Source organism: Trichodesmium erythraeum IMS101, assembly GCF_000014265.1.
GTDB classification, from domain to species: domain Bacteria; phylum Cyanobacteriota; class Cyanobacteriia; order Cyanobacteriales; family Microcoleaceae; genus Trichodesmium; species Trichodesmium erythraeum.
Map to the genome: position 1 here is coordinate 2,515,546 of NC_008312.1, position 23,423 is coordinate 2,538,968.

Genomic DNA, 23,423 nt, shown 5'->3' on the forward strand with positions numbered 1-23,423 from the left:
GATCAAATGGAGTAATGAACGCCATTTATCTCTCACTTGAAATTCTTTTAGCTTTAACCATTATGAGCGCTTTTATGTCAAAAACTTTGACCCAACAACTCTATTGAATAAGTCTTTACTATCCATTTTTTCTGATTGCTTAGAGTGCTTAAACTCTTATCTCAAAATAGCTTTGATTGCTTCTCAGTCCCTGATTTCTGAACCAGTAGAAGAATTATAAGTATAAATCGTAACTTCTTGAGAACGAACTAGCTTTCCATTAAACATATACCCTGGTCTTACAGTTTCACAGATTAGATCGTCTTTGTCTGGATCCTTCACAACCCGCGTAGCCATAATTTGCTGTTGCTCATAGTTATAGCTGCCAGTATCTTCTAGAGATTGCACCCCCTCTTTTTCCAAAACTTGCCCCAACTCTTGATATAAGGACTCTAGTAATTCAGGGGTATTTGCATTGTCTCCTGTTTTGGCGAGTAGAACTAAATCCCGTAATTTGATTAGCTCTTTCGCCGTTTCGGATAACTCTGGCTCCCGAGCAACTTCTGTTACTGGAGGAATGATTGTAGATTTTTCTAAAGCGATCTGTTCCGCAATTGCGTTATTCGCATTTGCTTCTACAGTCTCAGTTTGTGCGATCAGAATATCACCGCGATCGAGCAACCGCTCCAAAAGTAAGTTAGCTGATTTTAACAGGGAAACAGTGTTGGTGTTTCCAAAATTGTTATTTTCTGGCTGCAAGCCGTTCAACTTTCGTGCATTTGCTTCAGTTTTTATAGCCTCTTCTTTTGCTTGTTGCTGTTGCGCCATCCAGGGGCAGAAAATATTAAATATGGAAAAATCGTTAAGCATAGGAGTCCTCCTGTTGTGCAATTTGATAGAGTATTTGTTCGTAGGAATGGGCTATTACAGTAGCTGCCTCAATGGTCTGGCTGTCAGCACTCATATAGTCATTGGCTCTCTGTCTCCAAGACTGTACTCGTTGTTGGGCGACATGAGTCATCTCGGCATCAGTGGCATTTTCACCAAGCTCAAGTCGTGCTTTTAGGGAGGTTCCGTTTTCACCGGTCACTGCTTGAAGTTGTCTAACCTCATCCTTGTTAAAACCGAGCTCGCCCTGGTAATAACTGTGTAATACTGCCAACTGCTGAAAGCCTTGTTCCTCAACCTCCAGCCTTTCAAACTCTCCTGCTATGTCGGCGACCATCTGAAAATCTGCACCCTCTAAACGCTGTTTTTCCATGAAACAAGCTGCTTTGATTTGTTGCAATGCAACGCTCAACTTAATCAGGAAAGCGCGGTTGCCAAAGTGGGATTTAATCAAGTCTAGTAGTTCTGATGCGCCACTTCGCTGGAATAGTTTCCGAGCTAGCAATTCCTTTTCTCTAGTTCCACTGCGGATAAGATTGGCAGCCAACCAGATTCCGTATTGTCCAAGTCGGTCTAGTACCAATTTTCTCTTATCTGCGGGCGGTATCTCTGGCTCTTTTGGATACTCGCGCTCCCTAAGTCGCGTGGCATTTTTGACCAGACTCCGAAGTCTACTTTCCGGCAGTGCAGCTAGCTGCATTAGGGTATCAAACTCTTCTGGAGTTAGGGTTTGCGCTCCAAAAGCCAGAAGACCGCATACCGGCAGTGTGGTATAAAGCGCGCCGCGCAAATGTTCGGACTGCAATCGCTCTGTGATTTCACGACCTTTGAGAATCGGTTCTTCACCGTCCGACCAGTAATCATCTACTTTAGTCAGTACTCCAATTGCATTAATTGGCGTTGCTTGTCCGAATGCAGCACCTTGAAACTCAGCCATTGTGTTTTGGCTAGATTCAGAGAAGCTTTTAGCGAATAGGTATATTACGGCATCAGCATTAGAAGCTTCTTCCTGGGTTGCTTGCGTTAGTTCCTGACCGTGCAATTGCAGGAAGTTTTTGGTGTTTTCTGAATCAGCTTCGTAAGCTGACGCCAAACCCGGGGTATCTATTAGGTTAAATTTCTTCAGGATAGGGTTGGGATAAGATAACTCAATGTACTTAATGCTCAGTAAGTAGTTGAAGGAATCGCTGTTAGCTTCAGCCCGTAGGGTTAGATCTTCCAGTTCTTCAAACGATTTCGGTTCTGGCGGAGAGCCATTTTTGTAATGGACTAGCAGAGATTTGGATTCACCATATTTCAGCCAGTTGACGTTGAATGTAGCTTCTACCGTGCCGGTAGCTACTATTTTTTCCCCCAGAAGAGCATTCATCATTGTAGATTTCCCAGCTTTTATCATGCCAACTATCGCTACTCGCATTGGTAAATCTAACTGCTGGTAACACTGATCAATCTTTCGGTATAGGTTCTGCAACTTGGGGCGATTCATGGTGCAACCAAGAGCAAACTGAAATACCTCTTCAGCGCGATCGCGTAATGCCCGATTATCCATCTGCCCAGTCCTCTCCATAATCAGCATTGCTCGGTTCGTCGATTTGACTTGCTTCCAACACCTGCGAATCCCCATCCGATTTTGGTTGAAAATTTGCCATAGTTTCGGTCTGAACGACAGTTTCCTTTTGGGAAATTGTGGCATTGGCTAGATTTTCGACGCTGTTGTAGAGTTTGTTGAGTTGCTGCAAAGGAATTGCTAGCTGCTTGAGTTTTTCTTGCTTCTCTCGCTCGGTGAGCTTGCGAGTTTCCTGAATAGAACGTAACGTGCGATCGCAATTTTGCTTTAACTGTCCGATCTTTTCGCTCAAATCATCTGTCATCGCCCGCTTTAATTGTATAACAGTTTTATTCAAAGACTGTTGACAAAGCTCTTGACTTTCTCTGATAAACTGCTGGATGTGCGGGTTGATTTCTCTTTGAGCGGCAGCTGTATCCTGTTTCTTAACTTGGGATACTCCTTGTACTACTCCAGATGTAAGTCCCGCTATTCCACCAATTGCAGCACCAATTGACGAACCAATAACAGCTCCGGGCCCGGCTCCCACACCACCAAACAGAAAGCCGATACCTGCACCAACTGCTCCTCCTACCGCACTAGCAAGAGTTCCCCCGGCCGTAGCATTAAACATCCCACTGCGCGTTACGCTCAGGGTTTTTTCCCACCATCCTGACTTCTTAATCTCTATGCTATCTGTTGATAGTTCAGTTTTTTCCCAGTCTAAAGAGTCAAGATTAGAGATACCAAGCTCCAATCCACTTGATGTCTCAATTTGGTAATGCAAGCTGGCTGCTTTGCTGCTAACTTGCTTTCCTATGTCAGACATCAGGGTATCAATATCCCGCTCGACCAACTTAGCAATCTCCGCTGGTTTCTCTAACAATTTGCTATCTTTCATATAGTCATTTGCCCACCCCTGAACTTTGGTAAAGCCACTGCGCAATTGAGCGGACAATTCCATGCTGATATCTTCGATACCGCGACTTAACTGCTTTTGCCAGTTGGTGTTGTCATTTTGGAGATCTTGAAAGCGTTGCTTTTCATTCTGGAACTGGCTTTCCAGCTTATCAATCTCTTCTTTGCTTTGTTGCTGGCAAGTTGACAATTCAGCCTGGATCGGCATTTTCATATCCCTTAAAGCTGGTCCCAGTTCTCCCAGAGCACGGATCAGCAAAATGTAGCCCTTCTCTTGGGTGAGTAGTTTCCCCAATTCTGACTCTAATGCTATGAAGTTGCTATCCTCTAAGTCTTCCTCATCTTCATGCTTTAAGTAGTCAAGGTAGTTGTGGCTAGATACAGGGACGATCGGAATTTCATTGCCAGGACGCTGTAGCACTTGGGCTAGTTTTTCCCTGTTATTCGCCACGATAGTTTGGTAGTCTGCTTTAGAATCTATTTTGGTAACAACGAAGATAACGTTGGAAATAACATTAGGACAGCGATCGACAATAAATTTCAGAAATTTGAGTTCGTCTTCTGACAGAGGGTTTTTGACATCGCTAACAAAAAGGATGGCATCGGCTTCGGGGATGAAACTGTAAGTAATTCCCGTATGTTGGGTATTGAGTCCCCCCACGCCAGGCGTATCCACCAATACTAAACCATCCTTCAGTTTTTGGTTAGGCGATTCTATAACCAGCATCCGAGCTTGACGCTTGTTTCCTTTATTGAATTTCTCGTTAGCATAATTGCCTATTTCCTGGCGTTGAATTTTCTCTTTCTTTTCTTTACCTGGTTTTCCCAGGATAACCGTAATTTGTTCCCTTTCTCCGTAAGCGATCGTGGATACAATACCGGTGGCAATATCAGCATCTACCGGGAATAAGTCGTCATTGGCTTCCTTGAGAAGTGCATTAATCAAGCTAGATTTTCCTTCCTTGAACTCACCGCAGACTACAACCAGCAACTTACCCTCAAGTAGACGTTTTTGAGCTTCGCCCAGACGCCGCTCTATATCTCTGTATTTATAGGTTTTGGCAAAGGATATTGCTGATTGCAACAGCTTTAGGGTCTGCTGCTTCTGTTCCTGATATCGTGCTTGGTAGGTAGGCATACTTTCCTCGCAAAAATTAATTAGTTTTTGGTTAAGAAGTGGTCAAAAAACTTTGAGCCTAGAACGCGATAATACGGCTCCAGGGAAGGTTCCATCAAAGTCCGCAAAAGCTGGCTAAATCCTTCTTTCCATTGTGGAGAAAAAGATTTCCCTTGAGCCAGTTTCTCAAGCATTTCCTCATACATAGCTAACAAGCGCCTGCGCTTTTCTTGATATTCCCCCACTGTCATCTGGGCTACTTCTGCATGAGGAAAAGTACCAACCTCCTTTTCCCAATTTGCTTCCGGCCAAGGATTGCTATAGCGGAAGTTGAGGTATTCGACTATCATTTGGTTAGACCAATCCCAGGTTATTTTGGCAAACGGTGGAAATAAAGCCGTCTGAACTTTGCTCTGGGTATGAGCACCAAAAAAAGGTAAGGTGACATAGACTTTTCCACCTTTGCGTTGGGGAATTGGCCATCCGCTTTGCGCCTCCATTGGTACGAGCTGGCGAAAAAGTGGAGTTTTGCGGATGTCTTCCATCAAATTTTCAATTTTCTGCTTTGTTTGTTCCATGATTTTCGTGCTTAGGTTTTAGACTCCTCCCAATATGCCAAATAAATAATAACCAACGCTAATAATATCGGTACCGCCGACGGCTTTTATCGTTCCACCCATATTATGAACCTTATGACAACTATCAACCCATCCAACCTGAACTCCTTTGGCATCGTACACATTTCCATCGGCACCTAACTTTCCAACGTAATATCCTTGAGTGTTATAAAATTCACGGGCTTTGACACTTCCCACCGAGCTACCATTTATATAGCAACTACCATCAGGATAGACATTAAAATAGTCGTTACAGCCCAAGATTAAATCATGGGAATCGTGTTGTTGCAGGTCTCCAGAAAAGATTAAATCTTGTTGGTGAGTATTCTGGTTGTCATGTACGTTAGTAGCAACTAGATAGTTACCGCCCGCGGCCCAAGCCTTCTCAAATTGCTCCAAGGGAACCATCATCCCGCCTCCATCAGGAGAGCCGGGATCGTTGAGAACAACTTTTGGATGCAGGGGGTCTGACTCTGGGTATACAATCCCAGTAACTTCGACTGCATGGTCGGCTTGCTGGCCGGGAATACCTGAGTACTCATTTAAGGTTTGATTTAAGTTTGCCTCTTTCTCTGACATCCAGATTTCTTCAGAGTTTACTCCTACAATTACCTTTTCTCCACGAGCTAATTTGTCACTCAATTCTAGAGTAGTTCCACCAAAATGACGCTCTACGGGGATGCCGTGTTCTTCTAAGAGATGGCCAACATGGTATGCTGGTGTTCCGCTACCTGGGTGATAACATCCGTCAGCTATAGCTTCTCTACAGAGATCGTTTTCTGAGAAGTGCTTTCCCGTGAGGTTTTCCAGAACGAATTGTTGGGAGACAATGGCACAATCATCGGCGTAGCGTTGTTGATGCCAGCATTCCATGTCGTGACCAGGATCTCCAATCACTAAACCATCGGGGTGTTCTGGGTCAAAGTGTTGGTGAGCCGAATATTCTGACTGGTCTTCGGTGTCTCCTAATAAAGGGGAATAATCGCCGCTATCTTCTGCGGGTTGAAAGTGCCAGTCGTCTAGCTGACTGCTAGAATCGTCTAAGAAACTGTAATAATCAGTTTCGTAGGCATCGAAAGTATGCAAATTCGAGTCATGCTCGTCGTTACCCAAATCATGCTCGGTGTCGGGGGTATCGGAGTCGTAATTATGACCGAGGTCATCAAGGTTCGAGTCAAGAACTTCAATGGCCGCCTCTTCTAAGCTGTCCGTAACTAGCGAATTGTTATCAAATATGTTCAATTAACCATCCTCCTTGCTATGTAAATAGACGATCTTATGACAACAGTTTTTTGAAAAAGTTAGTCACTCCCGATAATGCTTTTGCTGCTGTTAAGGATTGACGAGCATCTTCGTGGCTAGGATCGAGGCGGATTGCTTCTTCATATTCCGCAATTGCTTCTTGATATTTGCCTTGTTTAGATAATTTTTCTCCCTTTCGATAGTGTGACTCTGATTCTCGCTTGCACAAGAAATTATCTATCTTGCTAGCTTCTTTGTCTTGGTTTTGAGTTTGGAATAAATCTCTTGCTTTTTTCAAATTGGCGATACCATCAGTCGTTCTATCTTGCTTGAGCAGGGCATATCCTAAATTAGCGCGAGCTGTTGCAAAGTTAGGATCGAGGCTAATCGCTTCTTTATAAGCGGCAACTGCTTCATCCTCCTTTTTTTGTTGCTCCAAAGCCACGCCTAACTTGTTGTGAACTATTGTAAAGTTGGGAGCAATGCCGAGGGCTTTTTTATAAGCATGAATAGCCTCATCTAATTTGCCTTGCATAAAAAAAGCCTGTCCCAAACCATCATAACCTTGTGCAAGTTTGGGCTCAATACAGAGGGCTTCTTGGTAAGCAGCGATCGCCTCTTCCCACTTTTCTTTAAATCCGAAAACTACACCTATGCCACAGTGAGCCAATGGGTTATTGGGATTAAGCTTTAAGGCTTTTTTGAATTTTTGTTCTGCTTCCTCAATATCGTTCAAATAAAGATAAGCAGTTCCTAAAGCATCGTAAGCATAACTATTATTTGGAGCTATTTCTAAAGCACGGTTGAAATCTTTAATCGCTTCTTGCTGATTTCCCAACCAAGAGTAGCACTTGCCCCGCTCTGCGTACACGACCGTATATTTATAATTTATTTGCAATGCTTTGTCAAACTCTTCAATTGCTTTTTTTAACTCTCCAGTCTGTTCAAAATGGATTCCACGCCAACCATAAATATCAGCATCGTTAGAATTCAGACTCAGTGCTTTATCAAAATTATCCATGACAGCCTGATGGTTTCCAAGTGCAGAATGAGCCATTGCACGATGAACATAAGCGCCAATGTTATTATTGTTTAACCGAAGAGCTTCTTGAAACTCTTCTAATGCTTTACTATGCTCCTCTAGCTGAGACAGAATTGCTCCACGGGTATTATAATCATCAGAAGTTTTTGGTATAATTTTCAATCCCTCATGCCAACAATCTTGTGCTTGTTTCTTCTTACCTAACTGTAAGAAACAGCGACCCTGATCATAATAAGCTAGGGGTAAGTTCGGATTAAGTCTTAGTCCTCGGTCATATATGCTAATTGCCTGTTGGTAATTATTTAAGCGAAAATCAACATCTGCCCGCTGAACATAAGCATTTGCATAGGCAGGTTCAAATTGTATTGCTCTATCAGCATCTTCGATCGCGATGCTATGCTTTCCTAGCTTAGTGTAAGCTGCTGATCGCTCTACATACGCCTTGGTATAGTTGGGACTCTCTTGTAAAGCTTGGTTGTACTTAGCGATCGCCCCTTGATGATCGCCTATATCTTCAAGGTCAATTCCAGCTTGCAGTGGAGCATAGCCAGGATTCCATCCTTCATAAATTGCCGCACCTTTGCAAACTGCTAGGTCTGGATCGTCTAACTGAAGTACGGATAGATTTAGTTCTTGCTCCAATACTTTCTGCACTAATGGAATCTTACAACTACCGCCTACTAAAATTATCTGATCTATCTGATTTTTTTTCAGATTGGCGTTTTTGATCAACTGCTTGCACAGTTGGACTGTTTCCTTAACATAAGGAGCAATCATTGATTCAAAAGCACTTCTGGTTAATCGATACTCTTGTAACCCCCCCAGGCAAAGGTAATGTAAATGAGTTTTCCTCCTTTGTGCTAAGACTTTCCTTGAGAACCCGACACAAGTCTGCCAAATAGAGACGGGTTCGCAAAGCTTCTATGTCTTTACGATTAGGATTGAACAGCGCGAGCTGTTTTGGACTACAACGCTCCTTTACATCCTCAAATATCTGGCGATCGAAGTCTATTCCACCACAACGCGCCAAACCAACTGGCGGAGCCATAAACTTATAGCCAGAACCTTTTCTCTGAATTAGAGAAGCATCAAAAGTACCCCCACCCAGGTCATAAACCAACAAAATTTCTCTGTCCTTGACACTGGTACGCTGGGCATAATAGATGGCAGCAGCAACCGGCTCTTCTACAAGATGTACCTGTCGAAACCCAGCAGCTTTACCCGCCTCTTCCATTAAGCGCTTCTTCTAATCTGAGTGAGTTGCGGGCACTGTGAGAACAACTCTTGTTAAGGATCCGCTAATCATTTTTTCGGCTTCGCGTTTCAGTTTTCTGATAACCTCGACCACTAAATCTTCAGGTCGGAACTGGCAGCCTCCAATTTGATAAGGAGCAGATTTACCTAAGTCCCGTTTGAACTGCTCTTTATATCGACTAGAGTCTCTCAAACGCTGGTTGTAGGCCTCGTGACCTACTACCACCTGATTCTGCTTAGTGACATAAACAGATGAAGGGAAAGAGTCACCAGGCGTGAAGCGACTATCCCTGACAACAAAAGGAATCCAGCCCCGCATCAAAGTCGCGCTGGAATTACAAGTTCCAAAATCAATTCCTAACCACATAAATTATATTTAACCAAAGAAGAATGAAAAACAAAATTTTACGGCTACAAGCAACCCACATAAGGTTTTGCTTGCCCCGTCGATGGCCATTTTTACGAATGTGCTGGTGGCTACATTCAGGACATTGCATGGGTTTATCTCCCACAGTTGTTAGTCACGTTAATTATTATCTGACCATTAGCACTCCTAAATATGTTAAGTTTTAGTAAGTTTAGTAGTTTCAGGTTTCAGTTTAATAGCAAACATAGAAAATAATTGAAGTAAAAAGTTCCAGTCGAAAAACCAGGCCAAAAATCAATAAATTTTGTAGTAAGATGTTATCAATTTGTTAATTTTTAAACCTGACACCTGAAGCATTAATTAACAACTAATTTGATTTTTACCTAACATCAGGTATTATAATGCAACGAACTATTTTTGGGAAATAGATTCATTCCGCCATCTAACAACGCTATGTTTAATAATAAAATTCAGAACCCTGATATCAAAAATGATACTACTAACTATAAGAATAAATTTTAGTCTATTTTTTCTCCGATAAACATAAATCATCAGTATAACCAACAAAAATCTATATCTTTTGTCAAAAAAAACATAGGCTCATTTGACTAATCATTAATACTAATTCTCAAAAGCTAGGCTATACTAGACATCTCCAAAAATTATCACTTCCCTTACTGTAACTATCTTCTCCAGAGCGATCGCTAGCTCCTCCAGATAGTTATTTTTTATGGTATTTATAGTATTACAGATAGTTATTGTTAATTATTTAGCATTTTTATGTAATTATTTCTTGCTTTTTACTAGACCTAAAGTTAGAATTTATGTTAACATTAGTGCTTAATCTCTTAATCTCACTAAACCACATATTGTTAAAATTACTTTTTCATAATTACTCTCTTTTAATCTGAATCTTTCTCGTGCAACTTTAAATATTTTTATCAGTCTTATTACATGTTCTACAAATATTCTTTTTTGAGCTTTTTTTTGATTCTCTTTTTTTACTTTGTATGACATTTTATGGTTTCTTTTTTTTTCTTTGGCGTGTCAATTCTTGACCCACCTTGATAACCTTTATCTCCTTGAAATCTTTGTTCTTTATCAAACTTTTTTTGTGGTTTTCTGAATAAAATTATATCACTCTCTGGACCTCTTTCTCCTACTATTACATCAACTATTTCTTTTCCATTATCTGTGATTATTATTTGATTTTTTAACGTATGAATTTTTTGCTTTCCTGAGTAATATTTTTTCTGCTTTTCATCATTTTTTGGCCTGAATATATCCTGTTATGTACTATCAACTATCAATTCTATTTCTTTCAAAGCTTCTTTTATCCATAAATATTCGTTTTCTTTTCCCCAGAATTCCTCTAGTAAACTAGATGGTAATAATTCCCTCAAAATATTGATCCAAAGCCTGAAAAATATTATTTGCTGTTGATTCACTAACTCCAAATATTGCTCCTAGCAGTTGAAATGTTGGTAAATGATGCAAATAATATAATGTCAAAATTATCTCTTCCGCCTTGCCTAAAGACTTTTTTCTGACTCCTCCTGCCTTAATTAATCTTTTTTCTTCTTTCTTCGATCGTCTGTCTTTTTTTGTCTTCAACTTTTTGAGCATTTTCTATTAATTTTATTAGTTGTTTATCTGTAATACCAATAATCCTTTTTGTATATGGATGGATGATTATAAATATATTCTAATACATTATTCATTTGGGGACAGCATATATATAATTGGGCACTACAATTTTACCTTAATTTCTATTTTGGAGAGGTCTACTTAGAACCTGGCAAAAATAACTTTCCTTCATAAACGAAGTTACCAATAATATCGAGTATTTGCTCCAACAAATAAATACTATATTATTGAAATAATTTTATTGTTAACTAACCTCTGTGATTTCTCCAGTCCTAGTTTACTATCTTCCAAGGGCAGCGTAAATGATCAAAAAATGGTATTATATATAATATCATCTCCAAATAATTAGTGCTCAATAACTTTCTCCTGTAAGTGCCTTTTCTTTCCTTCTCGCTTCTGCTTCCAGCCTAAGTGCCTTCTGCCTTCTGCCATGTAGATAAGTATTCAACTGGACATAATATAAGCACCCATAAACCCAGTTTTTTCATAGATGTCTATTGTTCAAACATAAGATTTATCTTAGCAACCAGGTTTATTTGCGTAAGTTATATTCTCCTAACCAAATGGGTTCTGTATAATTTCTGAAGATGTCTAATATTTAACTTGAAACTAAAAATCTGAAGATGTTGAAATTTGATGATAGTGAAAATCAAAATCAGCTCGATCCCTTAATTATGGCTCATTGTCTAGAACTAGCCCGACGTGCTTTGGGTAATACTGCCCCTAATCCTTTGGTGGGTTGTGTTATAATTAAAAATGGCCAAATTATAGGTGAGGGATTTCATCCTGGTGCTGGTTATCCTCATGCCGAAGTTTTTGCTCTCACAGAGGCGGGGGAAAAAGCAAGAGGAGCTACTGCCTACGTTAATTTAGAACCATGTAATCATTATGGCAGGACACCACCTTGTACAGACGCTTTAATTGCAGCAGGTGTAGCTAGGGTAGTAATTGGAATGATTGATCCTAATCCTTTGGTTGCAGGTGCTGGTGTGGCCAAGTTGCAGGATGCTGGTATAGAAGTAGTAGTGGGAGTATTAGAGGCGGAATGTCGCGAACTGAATGAAGCCTTTATTCACCGAATGCTTTACCATTGTCCTTTCGGAATTTTGAAATATGCCATGACTCTTGATGGTAAAATTGCTACCACTACAGGTCATAGTGCATGGGTGACATCTCAGGAGGCAAGGAGTGAAGTGCATAAGTTACGGGCTATTAGCGATGCCGTGATTATTGGAGGTAATACAGTTCGACGAGATAACCCCTTTTTGACGAGTCGCAGCACTCAAGCTAATAATCCTTTGCGGGTAGTTATGAGTCGTAGTTTAGATTTGCCCACAGAGGCTAATTTATGGGATGTCAGTGAAGCTCAAACTTTAGTATTTACAGAAATAGATTCTAATCAAGAATTTAAGGAGTATTTAAGGCAAAAAGGGGTGGAAGTGCTGGAAACTTCGACTTTAACTCCCGCAGTAGTAATGTCTAATCTCTATGATCGCGGATTTCTTTCTGTACTTTGGGAGTGTGGGGGAACTTTAGCAGCCAGAGCGATGGCTGATGGCGCAGTACAAAAAATTTGGGCTTTTATTGCTCCGAAAATTATTGGAGGGGAAATAGCTCCAACACCAGTAGGGAATTTAGGGTTAACTAAAATGACGGAGGCTTTTGAGTTAGAAAATATTAGTATGCGTACTGTTGGTTGTGATTATTTATTAGAAGGTTATTTGCATCAGAAAAAGGAAAAATTTTGAGTCTTTTTATAAGACATTTACAGCATATTTCAAGTATATGAGTTACAAGTATTAATATTCAAACCTCTCAGGGCTTTTTGGAAAATGGGGTTTCAGGGGAGATTTCTCAACTAAGAATCAATTTGCTATAATACTAAGGGGTTTGGAATACTTGTTACAAGTGCTAGGGATATTCCATGTAATGGACCTAGGTTAAACTGAAGTTAGAGTAAATCTTGAAACCATATGGGGGATCGCGATAGAGATAACTGCTCTTTTATATTTTGAGTGGCTATTTTTGAACGTATGTTATCAAGATGTAACTTTTTAGTAAACTATTTTTTCACCGGTGGTATTGTAAAAATGATTGATACAATTTTAGTTGTTCAAGGGCAAGAATTAAAGTCTGTGAAGCGTGGTCTTAGCTGTAGCTTATCTGTACCTCCAAAATTGTTACCTCTACCAATAGGCTTGACATCTGTTAGTCGCCATTTGCATCAGTGGCAAAAAAAAGAGGATTTTTGCTCTCAGCAACCATCAAATATATTAGTTATGGGATTGTGTGGAAGTCTCTCTAGTCAATATATGCCTGGAGATATAGTTATTTATGATGAGTGTGTTTTACTTGATAAGTCTCAGTTGCTTAGGCAAAAGTGCAATAGCGTTTTAACTAATAAATTGCAAACTAATTTACCAAAAAAAGCATCTCTAGTAAGAGGTTTAACTAGCGATCACTTAATCTATAAAGCCGAGGAAAAACAATTACTGGGAAAAAACACTGGCGCAGCAGTAGTAGATATGGAAGGTTTTGCTATTCTGAATTTCTGCGCTAAGTTATCTATTTCGGTGGCGATGGTGAGGGTAATTAGCGATGACTGTCATCATGATATTCCTGATCTCTCTTCTACTATAACATCATCAGGAAATTTGCGACCCTTACCATTAGCGATCGCTATGTTTCGGCAACCAATTGCTGCTTGGCAACTTATTCGAGGTGCCAGCAAAGGATTACAAGTTTTGCAACAGGTGACAAGCTGTCTTTTTACGGATTAAAAAAAAGCGGTCATTTTAGTCATCAGTTATCAGTTATCAGTTATAACTTATTAGCCATTAGTTATAAGTTATCAGTACCTCTAGCAGAAGCATTCAGATGAAATACTAAAGTTTATTTTCTCTAGGAACCTTGAAAGAGCATACTTAAAACCTTGTTTTTTGGTAAGCACTGAGATTAAATTATTTTTTTTAAGGTGCGAGAAGCAGATTTCCAATCATCCTAAACCATCCAGAGTTTTTATTCTCCGGGAATTTTAACTCTAAGTTGCTCACAGTTTATAGCTAGTTATAGTTAGCATATCTATTGTCTAATGGCGTGAGGGTTTTTCCACCTCAGCAGGTCAATACAGATAAATGGCTTGGTCACCAGGTCCGGTGTAGTAAGAATTGTCCCCTAATTTTTCTGCTGCCGGTATGCCCAAAATCTTATCTATGCATGAGCTTGAGTCACCGACTTCTCGTATTTTGAGAAACCCCGAAATTTGGTTGGCTATGAGCATAATTTGTGTCAATGCTTTGCGAATTAACCAGCAAGCCCTAGTTAAAAAGAATTAAATAGTTACTCTGTGACCACCCAATTTTATTTTCCTTCTCCAACTCATTTAGTATTCGCGTAACAGTAACACGACTAGTACAAATAATTTCAGCTATTTCTTGATGAGTTAAGCGAATATTAAGTATTTTCCCTTCTGGCAGTTGATTCCCAAATCGATCTGTTAACCATTTTAATAATCTCAGCAGTCGTAATTTAATTTTTCGAGAATGAATAATTCTTAATAGTTCTTGAGTTTTTTGAATATGAGAAAGCATTACCTCTTGAGCATAAAAATAGCTCTTTGGTAAAATACTTGCTTGCACAATAGTTAAGCATTGAACTTGATAAGGATAAAAAGGAAATAGAGGTTGACCAACAATATCTCCTTGACCCCAAAATCCTAGAGTAATAACATTTTTTTCTTCATTTTTACTTAAAGTGCGAACTACTCCAGTATCTATTCGCCATAATAATATATCTGTTAATGGCATGAGTTGATGACGTTTAAATTGATGATGCCTCAACTTAGGGGATGCAGTCATTACTGAATTTAAGGTCACTTTTATTCTCCTGTTTATGTTGCATAATAATTATTTTTATAAGTATTTAGCTGTCAGTCATCAGCTACAGTACTTCCCGCTGTAATGAGGAGAAGATTTAGCGGTTAAAATGTCTATACCATAAGGGTTTTACTATTAAAAATAGTATATCATTTATCCGAAATCTGCTGTATTATTTATAATTTTTAAGTAATTTGTGAAGTGAGAATAATTAATAAATAAAAGCAGAAAAATAAATTAAATTATGAACAATTACTACTTATTAATTATTCGTTTAGTATAGCTTAAGACTGACATTTTTTTGCCATGCAACAATTAATTCTCAGCTAATTATTTTTGAGAAAATTAATTGTGAGTTGCTGGATTTTTAGCTTGGGAATAAAATCGTCGTGAATTAGCTTTAAATACTTGTAAAAATGGTTTTTTTTGATTATTGTTTTCTTCATAATCCCTACAATTTATTGCTGTTTCAGTTAGTGCGCTATAGGGATGTACAGTACATTTTAAACGATAGTCTCCTGTGAAAAATGTACAGCGACTACAAGGAATTTGATGCAGTCGTTTTACATAATTTATTCCTGAGTGAAACGTCAAATAAAAATTATACAAACTAATAGTAATTAGTGATATAATACCAATCATAAAAAATACATGAGCTAGGCTTTGAACTATCTCTTGGTGAAATAAATTAATCATAGTTTCAACTCTATACTGAATCAATACTTAGTGAAAAAATCCTAGTTAGAGGTAGTAATACAACTAACCAAAAACTGAAGCGATCACTTATATTATATGTAATCTCAATAATAAAATTCAGACTATCTCCAGAACCATTATAGTATCAAACCATTTAATCATCCGCCTGAAAATTGTCATAGTAATTAAATGTGTAGGAAGTAATCTCAAGGGTGGCGCGAGATCGCTTCCTGTCGCTCCGTTGTAGTCACTGATCATCTACAATGGAACTCATTATTGGGATTTGATATGACTGCATTGAGAATTTAAAAATAATATCAAATGATCAACTGTTGTTGTTCATAAAATAACTAACTAATTAGTAATTATGATCTTCTGCTTAACTACCGTGCAAATATCAACAATAGAGTGTAAGCACTCAGTAGTAAGCTAGCATCTTACAGAAAAATTGCCGCTTCATTACCTTTAGTTGAAAACTCAAAGTCGTTTTCTTTGTGTTTCAATTCTTTGATTGAAAATATAGTATAAGTTAAGGGAATACCTACTTTATTCATTAAAACACTGAGAGATGACTGGGAGCTAGCTGAATGTTTATAATAGACTATAATTTTAACAGGACATAAGGCTTTGAGAAGCTTTTTTGAAGGGCTCTAATAGAACATTTAACTTGCTATTGCTTGTGGAGTGATATTTGATGAAACCAGGCTATTTTCTTGCCAAAATTCTAGAAGTGGTTGTCCTACATTTAGAGGTGAAAAATGATGGAAAAAATAACCACCTTCAGGGCATTCCCAAATGCGATCTTCTGGTTTTAAAAACGGTTGCCATCCTTGAATTAAATTAGGATCAACAATTGTATCATCGTAGCTGCCACATACCATTAAAGGTACAGGAGATTCTCTTGGAACCATACTTTGGCGTTTTAATAATGAATGAGGGGATGGAGATAAATCTAAATCTCTCTCCAATATTTTCACTAAATTTTGAGTAATTTTTTTACCTTGTTCACCAAATAAACTTTTTACCATATTCCTCAAAATTATTTCACGACTACAAGGTAAAAGATAACGATGTACATAATAATGTGCTTGCCAATCAACTGTGGGATGAACACCTACAGATAATAAGGTTAAAGATTTGACTCTTTCTGGATATTTACGAGCATACATTAATCCTACTAATCCACTTGTACTATGACCAATAAGATGAATAGGTCTATTTATAGATTTGAGATAATCATGAAGTAAAGTTACAGCTATATCAAGAAGACAAGGTTCGTCGGGAGTTTGCAAATAATCCCATTCTGCAATTAAAATTTTTCTCGATAAGTAACGAATTAATCGCTGATTAAAAACTTTTAGACTCGGGCTAGTATTTAACCACAATACATCTGGAATTTTAGACATTGCTTTTCTGTTCTCCTAGGTTATTAAGGTACTAATAAATAGTACCTTTGAGTAAAAAATAATTTTTGGAGAAGGAAGTGTCTGAAATCAGAAGTATAAATTGACCTTTTCTAGTAGAATTTTTTTTAGTTTCAACTAGATATTGCTCAAATATTCTTTTCATTTTTCTCCGAAAGCTTCCTTCTCCTAGAAGTTTTGAACGTTAAAGGAATTTCTCTGATTTAATCAACCTTAGTCAAATCTGAGAATTTTGCTGATTCAACCAGACTAAACCCCAAATTCTGTTTTCAGTTGCTTTACCCATTCTTTGATCCGTTCATCTGTTAAATCGGCTTGATTATCATCATCTAGAGCTAAACCTACAAACTTGCCATTTTTGACTGCTTTGGAATCTTCATGATCATAACCCTCTGTAGACCAAGACCCAATAGTAGTACCTCCAAGCCCAGTGATTTTTTCCTCCAAAATACCCATGGCATCCTGAAAATTATCAGCATATCCTATTTGATCACCTGTACCAAAATAGGCCACTTTTTTGCCGGTGAATTTTACATTATCTAGTTCTTCACTATAGAAACCACTCCAGTCACTTTGTAGTTCACCAACATCCCAAGTAGGACAACCAATAATTACATTTTGATAACCATCAAAATCTTCGGGACTTGCCTCGGATATGTCATGGATAGTAACTACATCGTCACCACCAAATTCCTCCTTAATCTTTTCTGCAGCTTCTTCAGTTTTACCTGTTGTGGTACCGACAAAAAGACCAATTTTTGACATTTTTACCTCCGTAGTAGTAGTTTTTTTTGTCTTAATACGTAAGATTTTAGCTTATCATATTCTAATATGTTTAAAAAAAAGAATGTCTTTGAATAATTTAGTCAACAAAAATAGTTATATTCAGATATATACTTCGTACAATAAAATTGCTTCAGAGTAAAAATGTAACAACAGCTCAGTCTAGCTGACTATTGATTATTTAAAACACTCCAAGCCTTTGTGGCAAATATTTATCACCCTTGGTATGAGGCATTAAAATTTTTCAGGTATTACAGCATCGGAGCGGAAATTATTATTTACAGGGAGTGAATAGTAAAACTATTGTGGTGCGGGCATATTCTCCCTAAATTTTTCCTCGCTAGCAGCGGGAAGTGCTGTATGTAATACCAATTTCTAAGAATCAATAAAATTATATAATCTCATTGTTTCAGATAATTTATAGCCATACTTGAGAAAATTGGTGTCAGAATTGAAAGTTTGTTATTTCTGGATTATCATAATTAGTTAGAATCTGCTTTAAGACTGTCTGCATAAAAAATAGTTATTTTTGAATTTTGATTTTTCTCTGAAGTAATAACTAACTGCTACCCTCAAAACCTATTTATCAATATGATATCCTAGGGGAAGAGTTGATAAATATTTTCAATAAGTCTGGGAAACAAGTCTTAGTATAATTATCTATAACTATATTTACTGTTGATTAATTATTGCGATGTAGTTCAGTTTGAAATATAAGTAGCATAAAATAGATAGTTGGTAGTTATTACAGGTTAAGCAAGATAGATTATAAACAACAGTTAAAACCTTCTAAGCTACTACCAAGTAATGGCTACCGAACAAAACGCTAACAGAGATATATCGCAAATTTCTTCTCACTCAAGTAACTACTGATAAAAAAAGTAGCTGCACTACAGAAATTAATCTGAAATCATTATGATTCTTAGGTGAAAACTTCATTTCTAGATCATATGTAATATTTAGGCTGCATTGTCATTTAATTCACCATAAGGAATTTGGTATTTATAATTAAGATAAATGAGAAAGATTTCTATTTATTAATTATATTAACTCATAACTAGAGTTAGTTTGTCAAGCCTGAAAGGCAAATTTTTTTATCACAGAAATTTTTCGTTTCCCGAAACACTTGCAGGGAGAATATCTACGCTCTCCCTACTGTAAGCTTTCCAGATACATAGTTTGAAAGTTGGAATTTGACAAATCACACTTAAAAACTCCAAATCTCAAACAGGTAAATTAGATTAAGATTCTTCTGCTACGCCATTCAAAGCATCTTCTACGCGCTTAAAGTCAAAACCTATAGCTCTCAGAGCGTGCCATAAATGACCTTGCAAGAAAAAGAACGATAAGAAGAAATGAGCATTTGTCAACCAACAACGAGCAGTATGAGCACCATTAGGCAACTTGACACTGTCGGCAAAATAAGGAGTAATTCCTAACTTAATATCCAAAACAGGACCGTAAAATTCTACAGGATAAGCCAAAGTATTAACAGCACAGAAATAAGTTGCAACAAACCCTGCTAGGGCAATTCCACCTAGAGAGTAAGAAAGAATTGCTTCACCAGAGAAGATGAGAACCCGTTTTGCCCAAGGAAGGGGTTCCTTAATAATGTGCCAAATGCCACCTAAAACTAGAATAAATCCCACATAAATGTGACCTCCAACTAGGTCTTCTAAACTATTAACAGTGGCGAAATGAGTTTGATATCCATATATTACCAATGGATCGAGAGTGGGATTTGTTACTAAACGAACTGTTTGAGTTGTCGCATCATAAAGCCCATCGAAATACATAGCTTTTGCTGCTAATAATAAAGCACCAAATCCTAAGAAAAGTAGGTGATGGCCTAAGATAATACCTAGCTTTTTTGGATCATCCCATTCAAAGTGAAATTGCTTCGCTTGACCTGTTGCATCCTTTAAATTTGCTGGAGCTTTAAAGGTGTGAAAAAGTGCTCCTGCTCCTAATACTGCTGATGAAATTAGATGTACAATACCAACTACAAAATAGGGATAAGTGTCTACAACTGCTCCACCTTTTCCAATACCTAAGCCTAAAGTTGCTAGGTGAGGAAGTAAGATTAAACCCTGTTCACCCATAGGTAAATCTGGGGAATATAAAGATATTTCAAATAGAGTAAATGCTCCAGCCCAAAAAGTAATTAGAGCAGCTTGACCTGCATGAGCAGATATGAATAAACCAGATAATTTAGCGAAGCGAGCATTTCCAGCCCACCAATCGTATTTAACTTCTGGACTACCATAAGTTTGCATTAAGTTTTGCCTCTTTGAATTATAATCAATAGTTTATCGAAACAGTAAATACTAATTTTTATACAATAATTAGTCGCTGTTAATGTTCAATATTATTCAATAAGTCAATCAAAAAAACAGTATGATCAATTACTTTTTTTAAAAGAAATTATAAAAATAATTAATCATCTATTAATTTGATGATTTGGTGCTAAGTTATAATCGATTAATCCCTGAAATATTCAGCTATTCAGCCGTAATAATTCCGGGAAAATTATATATTTTTAACCACTAAAAAATAGATGACATTTCTGTCAAAAAAAACACTGATATTAGGAAATTTTTCTCGCTAAAAATCTAACAACTATGTCAGTATTAGGGATAAAACTGCCTAAATATAAACTCTAATTTTCTGTGATATTTGTGATCTTATCCCACTATCAAATTGTCATTGACTTGATATTCAGTCCTGTTTTATATTTTTGTTTAGGAGTCGAAGATCTTTCTTTAGTTACTAATTGTGGTATCATGCCTTCAATCAAAATAAATATATCTGGCCACTAATTTATAGTGGTCATTTTTTTCTCTTCAAAGTTAGATGGCCATTACTAGTCTATAAACCAATAGTTTTTGATTTTAGACTAAAGGATTCATGGTTAATGACAACTGTCACTACATCTGGCCTTTTGATTTATAAGTATATTACATACTTATTGCAACTAATATTCAATAATTTACTAATTTTGTCAAGGTTTTTTTGAAATTATTTATCATTAATTTTTGCAAATACATATTTAAGTGTTTATAAATATTCTTAATGCAAATTTTTTTTAGTAAAATCTCAAAAAAGTATTGACAAATTTTATCATTAGCTTCATAATACAAATTACATTGCTTATGGTGTTCTTCTCTCTGGTAGGACAACGTATATTAAATTAGTCGAGTCCCTCGGTCACAATGATGATATTTCATTGATAGACTGGAAAGCAATTGGGGACTCTTTATTATTTTGAGCTAAGAACTTGAGAAGGCTTGAAAGAACGAAGTTATACCAAATAAACTTGGGAGTAGAATCTTATAAGAAACTGAGTTGATGGAAGGTAGATGGTAGCATGGTAGAGCATTTAATGCTTGAGCAAAAATAATTGACTTTTTTAGACTAAGACTACCGAATTTGAAGTTATAAGGTATTGGTTCATTTCTAGAGAGCGATCGCTTCCAAGTTATAAAATTTTCTTGGTATGGGAATACAGATATTAGTATGGTAGAGCATTTAATACTTGACGAGGAATAATTAACTGTTTTAGACCAAGACTACCGAATTTGAAGTTATAAGGTATTGGTTAATTTCTAGAGAGCGATCGCTTCCAAGTTGTAAGATTTTCTTGGTACAGGAACAAAAAGGTAGTAGAAAACTATGAAAGAAAATAGTTAACACATCTTGGCAACACTTCAAATCTGAAACACCCTCCTCATTGTCGGTTTCTTTGTGGTTTTCTTGACTTTATTTCTGATGCCATTATCTCTGGTAAGCTAATTCTTTTCTTAACTTTCTTTGTGCTAGATAATAGACTAACAAATACAATCATAATCATTGCTACTGCTTCTAATCTTTCTTGGTTTTTTACAAATACGCGCTTATGCAAAAAACGTAAAAAACAACGAGTGTTTCAAAAATTTTAACCCTCTCTCATTACATTGTTGGGTTTTGCATTCCCCTTCCAAAAGGTCTATATTTTGGATAGATAGGATAACTAATGGTTCTTTCATACTTTTTTTCTTTGTTGACTTGACTTTCATTGATTATAAAAATAAAGAGCCTGAAATAATTTTCAGATAATCATCTCAGCCTTTATGATCAACCCAATTCACTCCGGTATAAAATCTGTTTCAATATCTGCTGAATTTTGGCTACAAAATAATTAAAGCCTATTCTTCAATGATAGCTTTAGTTAATGATGAACAACAGGAAGCTCTCAGACTCGCAGAAGCAACAGCAGACCATTGTAATCACAAAGTTGAATATGATAAGGAGCAGTTAATAGATCTCAATAACTTATTAGATGTTGCAAGTATGCTCCAACCTGATATAGTATTAGCAGTGATAGGCATGGAGTTTTTCTTATCTATTATGATAAAAAAATTGAGATGACTTTTAATTTTTAATTTTTGACTTTTAATTTTAACTTTTAACTTCCATAATGTTAACTCCAGGACAAATTTTAAAAGAACGTTACCAACTACAAAAACAATTGGGGCGTGCTGTAGCAGGTCGTAAAACTTGGCTAGCATTTGACTCTCAATTAGAAGAACAAGTAATTATCAAAATGTTAGCCTATAGCCCGGAAATATTAGGGCAAGAATTAGATTTATTTGAGACAGAAGCCAAAATTTTAAAGGCTTTAAATCATCCTCATATCCCTCGTTATCGTGATTATTTTTCCTTAGAAAAAGAAGCAAATTTAGATTTGCCCTGGTTTGCATTAGTGCAAAATTATATTCCCGGTTTTTCCCTGCAAGAATTATTAGATAGAGATAAAATTTTCACAGAAGAGGATGTAGAGAAAATTGCCAAGGAGATGTTAGAAATTCTGATTTATCTCCACGAACTAAAGCCTTCAGTTTTGCATCGAGATATTAAGCCTAGTAATTTAATTATGGGTGCAGACCAAAAAATTTATTTAGTAGATTTTGGTGCAGTACAATCTCAAGGTAATGCTCAGGGAGTAACTTTTACTATTATTGGAACAAGTGGTTATGCTCCCCTAGAACAATTTTGGGGTAGAGCAGTGCCAGCTTCAGATTTATATGCTTTAGGAGCTACTTTAATTCATTTACTAACTGGAATTTCTCCGGTAGATTTACCACAAAAAAATTATCATATTCAATTTCCTGAAAATGTTAATATTAATCCCAGCTTGGCTAATTGGATTAACAAAATAACAGAAATAGATTTAGAAATACGCTTTAAAAATGCCCGTGAAGCTTTGAAATGTCTCAACTCAAAACCAAAATATAAAAATTTTTTAAGTCATCAAAAAAGGTCTCTAATTTTTAGCATTATTAACATCAATAAATCTCCAGATATAATAGAAATATATACTCACGCACCTAGTTTAAGAGAAATCAAAAAATCTGGACTGTTTGGTGCAGTATTTTGTATATTTTTTGGTTTACTGCTAACTAATATTGTTTATGGAATCTTATTCTTTATCATATTTTGTGCTGGGGTATTTATCTTATTGGGGGAAAGGAATTATATTTATTTTGACCATAATTATTTTCGGATAGAACGACGTTTATTAGATTTTGTTTACGGAAAATATCAGGGGAAAACTAAAGATATTGTAGAAGTTGTATCATCTAAATTTGAATCAGGTTATCAAGTGATAGTTCTATCTCAAAATAATAAATATCAACTAGATAAAGCAATGAATATTCAAGATAGTACATCCTTAGTTGAGCAAATTAACGAATGGTTGAATCAGATTAACTAACTATCAGTTTTTAGAGTTAGGGGTTGAAAATGCTCGTCAAAATTTAAGCATAGTATTAATGTGTGAGAATTGGTTTTATATCTTAAATTCTGATCACACACTAAGTTAAATACAATAAACCTCTCCCAAATGCTGATCAGAAAATATTGCTATGAGGGTTTCAGAACCATTACTAAGTTTTTTTAAATAATAGATTAGGAGTTTATAGTAAGTTTAAGATTATCAACTACTTAGTATAAAAATCTAAATCATTAATAATTATTATTTTCAATTATT

General features: G+C 36.8%; 17 protein-coding genes and 3 pseudogenes. 4 read left to right on the forward strand and 16 right to left on the reverse strand.

Annotated elements, in window-relative coordinates:
• Positions 1-183: 183 nt before the first annotated feature.
• The 10 genes and pseudogenes from grpE to TERY_RS34755 all read right to left on the reverse strand — a co-directional run bounded on the left by grpE (position 184) and on the right by TERY_RS34755 (position 10,596).
• Positions 184-849, reverse strand: coding sequence for a nucleotide exchange factor GrpE (gene grpE / locus TERY_RS07680; RefSeq protein ID WP_011611300.1), 666 nt, complete (start codon positions 847-849; stop codon positions 184-186).
• The gene (locus tag TERY_RS07685) at positions 842-2,416 is read right to left on the reverse strand and encodes a dynamin family protein (protein WP_011611301.1); all 1,575 of its coding nucleotides are present in this window, start codon (positions 2,414-2,416) and stop codon (positions 842-844) included. Before TERY_RS07685 ends, grpE begins: the two co-directional genes overlap by 8 nt.
• Positions 2,409-4,469: a dynamin family protein gene (locus tag TERY_RS07690; RefSeq protein WP_011611302.1), complete on the reverse strand. Its 2,061-nt coding sequence runs from the start codon at positions 4,467-4,469 to the stop codon at positions 2,409-2,411. Before TERY_RS07690 ends, TERY_RS07685 begins: the two co-directional genes overlap by 8 nt.
• Positions 4,470-4,489: 20 nt before the next feature.
• Positions 4,490-5,026: a hypothetical protein gene (locus TERY_RS07695; RefSeq protein WP_011611303.1), complete on the reverse strand. Its 537-nt coding sequence runs from the start codon at positions 5,024-5,026 to the stop codon at positions 4,490-4,492.
• Positions 5,027-5,044: 18 nt separating this feature from the next.
• Positions 5,045-6,178, reverse strand: a complete 1,134-nt coding sequence (locus tag TERY_RS24995; RefSeq protein ID WP_155994358.1) for a hypothetical protein — start codon at positions 6,176-6,178, stop codon at positions 5,045-5,047.
• Between the two features lie 163 nt (positions 6,179-6,341).
• Positions 6,342-8,126, reverse strand: a complete 1,785-nt coding sequence (locus TERY_RS07705) for a tetratricopeptide repeat protein (protein ID WP_011611305.1) — start codon at positions 8,124-8,126, stop codon at positions 6,342-6,344.
• A 4-nt stretch (positions 8,127-8,130) separates the two neighbouring features.
• A pseudogene (locus tag TERY_RS36500) lies at positions 8,131-8,970 on the reverse strand (Hsp70 family protein).
• Positions 8,971-9,001: 31 nt separating this feature from the next.
• A pseudogene (locus tag TERY_RS36505) lies at positions 9,002-9,100 on the reverse strand (IS1 family transposase); the annotation flags it as partial.
• A gap of 710 nt (positions 9,101-9,810) precedes the next feature.
• Positions 9,811-10,253 (reverse strand): annotated as a pseudogene (locus TERY_RS36510) (transposase family protein).
• A 97-nt stretch (positions 10,254-10,350) separates the two neighbouring features.
• Positions 10,351-10,596, reverse strand: coding sequence for a transposase family protein (locus TERY_RS34755; RefSeq protein ID WP_011611306.1), 246 nt, complete (start codon positions 10,594-10,596; stop codon positions 10,351-10,353).
• Between the two features lie 644 nt (positions 10,597-11,240).
• Here TERY_RS34755 and ribD point away from each other — a divergent pair.
• Together ribD and TERY_RS07735 are read left to right on the forward strand one after the other, a co-directional pair.
• Positions 11,241-12,365, forward strand: a complete 1,125-nt coding sequence (gene ribD / locus TERY_RS07730; protein ID WP_011611307.1) for a bifunctional diaminohydroxyphosphoribosylaminopyrimidine deaminase/5-amino-6-(5-phosphoribosylamino)uracil reductase RibD — start codon at positions 11,241-11,243, stop codon at positions 12,363-12,365.
• Positions 12,366-12,707: 342 nt separating this feature from the next.
• Positions 12,708-13,397, forward strand: coding sequence for a hypothetical protein (locus tag TERY_RS07735; RefSeq protein ID WP_044136573.1), 690 nt, complete (start codon positions 12,708-12,710; stop codon positions 13,395-13,397).
• A gap of 341 nt (positions 13,398-13,738) precedes the next feature.
• On the opposite strand, the gene TERY_RS32690 is transcribed toward TERY_RS07735, so the two are convergent.
• From TERY_RS32690 to TERY_RS07760, 6 genes are all read right to left on the reverse strand, one after another.
• The gene (locus TERY_RS32690) at positions 13,739-13,897 is read right to left on the reverse strand and encodes a hypothetical protein (protein WP_155994361.1); all 159 of its coding nucleotides are present in this window, start codon (positions 13,895-13,897) and stop codon (positions 13,739-13,741) included.
• A gap of 37 nt (positions 13,898-13,934) precedes the next feature.
• Positions 13,935-14,492 carry a Crp/Fnr family transcriptional regulator gene (locus TERY_RS07740; protein WP_155994362.1) on the reverse strand — a complete coding sequence of 186 codons (558 nt, stop codon included), beginning with the start codon at positions 14,490-14,492 and terminating at the stop codon, positions 13,935-13,937.
• A gap of 345 nt (positions 14,493-14,837) precedes the next feature.
• Positions 14,838-15,188: a hypothetical protein gene (locus tag TERY_RS36515; RefSeq protein WP_011611310.1), complete on the reverse strand. Its 351-nt coding sequence runs from the start codon at positions 15,186-15,188 to the stop codon at positions 14,838-14,840.
• A 662-nt stretch (positions 15,189-15,850) separates the two neighbouring features.
• On the reverse strand, positions 15,851-16,594 hold the full coding sequence (locus TERY_RS07750; RefSeq protein ID WP_011611311.1) for an alpha/beta fold hydrolase: 744 nt from the start codon (positions 16,592-16,594) through the stop codon (positions 15,851-15,853).
• A gap of 267 nt (positions 16,595-16,861) precedes the next feature.
• Positions 16,862-17,377: a flavodoxin FldA gene (fldA, locus tag TERY_RS07755; protein ID WP_011611312.1), complete on the reverse strand. Its 516-nt coding sequence runs from the start codon at positions 17,375-17,377 to the stop codon at positions 16,862-16,864.
• A 1,259-nt stretch (positions 17,378-18,636) separates the two neighbouring features.
• On the reverse strand, positions 18,637-19,671 hold the full coding sequence (locus TERY_RS07760) for a chlorophyll a/b binding light-harvesting protein (RefSeq protein WP_011611313.1): 1,035 nt from the start codon (positions 19,669-19,671) through the stop codon (positions 18,637-18,639).
• A gap of 1,918 nt (positions 19,672-21,589) precedes the next feature.
• On the opposite strand from TERY_RS07760, the gene TERY_RS07765 reads away from it, so the two are divergent.
• A complete protein-coding gene (locus TERY_RS07765; RefSeq protein ID WP_044136575.1) occupies positions 21,590-21,802 on the forward strand; it encodes a hypothetical protein in 213 nt (70 codons plus the stop codon).
• A gap of 49 nt (positions 21,803-21,851) precedes the next feature.
• Positions 21,852-23,147: a protein kinase domain-containing protein gene (locus TERY_RS07770; protein WP_011611314.1), complete on the forward strand. Its 1,296-nt coding sequence runs from the start codon at positions 21,852-21,854 to the stop codon at positions 23,145-23,147.
• Positions 23,148-23,423: the final 276 nt, after the last annotated feature.

Excerpts from the sequence above, each read along its gene's own strand:
- TERY_RS07685 (WP_011611301.1), bottom strand. The coding sequence starts at position 2,416 with ATGGATAATCGGGCATTACGCGATCGCGCTGAAGAGGTATTTCAGTTT.
- ribD (WP_011611307.1), top strand. The coding sequence starts at position 11,241 with ATGTTGAAATTTGATGATAGTGAAAATCAAAATCAGCTCGATCCCTTA.
- TERY_RS07690 (WP_011611302.1), bottom strand. The coding sequence starts at position 4,469 with ATGCCTACCTACCAAGCACGATATCAGGAACAGAAGCAGCAGACCCTA.
- TERY_RS32690 (WP_155994361.1), bottom strand. The coding sequence starts at position 13,897 with ATGCTCATAGCCAACCAAATTTCGGGGTTTCTCAAAATACGAGAAGTC.
- TERY_RS34755 (WP_011611306.1), bottom strand. The coding sequence starts at position 10,596 with ATGCTCAAAAAGTTGAAGACAAAAAAAGACAGACGATCGAAGAAAGAA.
- grpE (WP_011611300.1), bottom strand. The coding sequence starts at position 849 with ATGCTTAACGATTTTTCCATATTTAATATTTTCTGCCCCTGGATGGCG.
- TERY_RS07765 (WP_044136575.1), top strand. The coding sequence starts at position 21,590 with ATGATAGCTTTAGTTAATGATGAACAACAGGAAGCTCTCAGACTCGCA.
- TERY_RS07695 (WP_011611303.1), bottom strand. The coding sequence starts at position 5,026 with ATGGAACAAACAAAGCAGAAAATTGAAAATTTGATGGAAGACATCCGC.
- TERY_RS07770 (WP_011611314.1), top strand. The coding sequence starts at position 21,852 with ATGTTAACTCCAGGACAAATTTTAAAAGAACGTTACCAACTACAAAAA.
- TERY_RS07760 (WP_011611313.1), bottom strand. The coding sequence starts at position 19,671 with ATGCAAACTTATGGTAGTCCAGAAGTTAAATACGATTGGTGGGCTGGA.
- TERY_RS36515 (WP_011611310.1), bottom strand. The coding sequence starts at position 15,188 with ATGATTAATTTATTTCACCAAGAGATAGTTCAAAGCCTAGCTCATGTA.
- TERY_RS07750 (WP_011611311.1), bottom strand. The coding sequence starts at position 16,594 with ATGTCTAAAATTCCAGATGTATTGTGGTTAAATACTAGCCCGAGTCTA.
- fldA (WP_011611312.1), bottom strand. The coding sequence starts at position 17,377 with ATGTCAAAAATTGGTCTTTTTGTCGGTACCACAACAGGTAAAACTGAA.
- TERY_RS07705 (WP_011611305.1), bottom strand. The coding sequence starts at position 8,126 with ATGATTGCTCCTTATGTTAAGGAAACAGTCCAACTGTGCAAGCAGTTG.
- TERY_RS07735 (WP_044136573.1), top strand. The coding sequence starts at position 12,708 with ATGATTGATACAATTTTAGTTGTTCAAGGGCAAGAATTAAAGTCTGTG.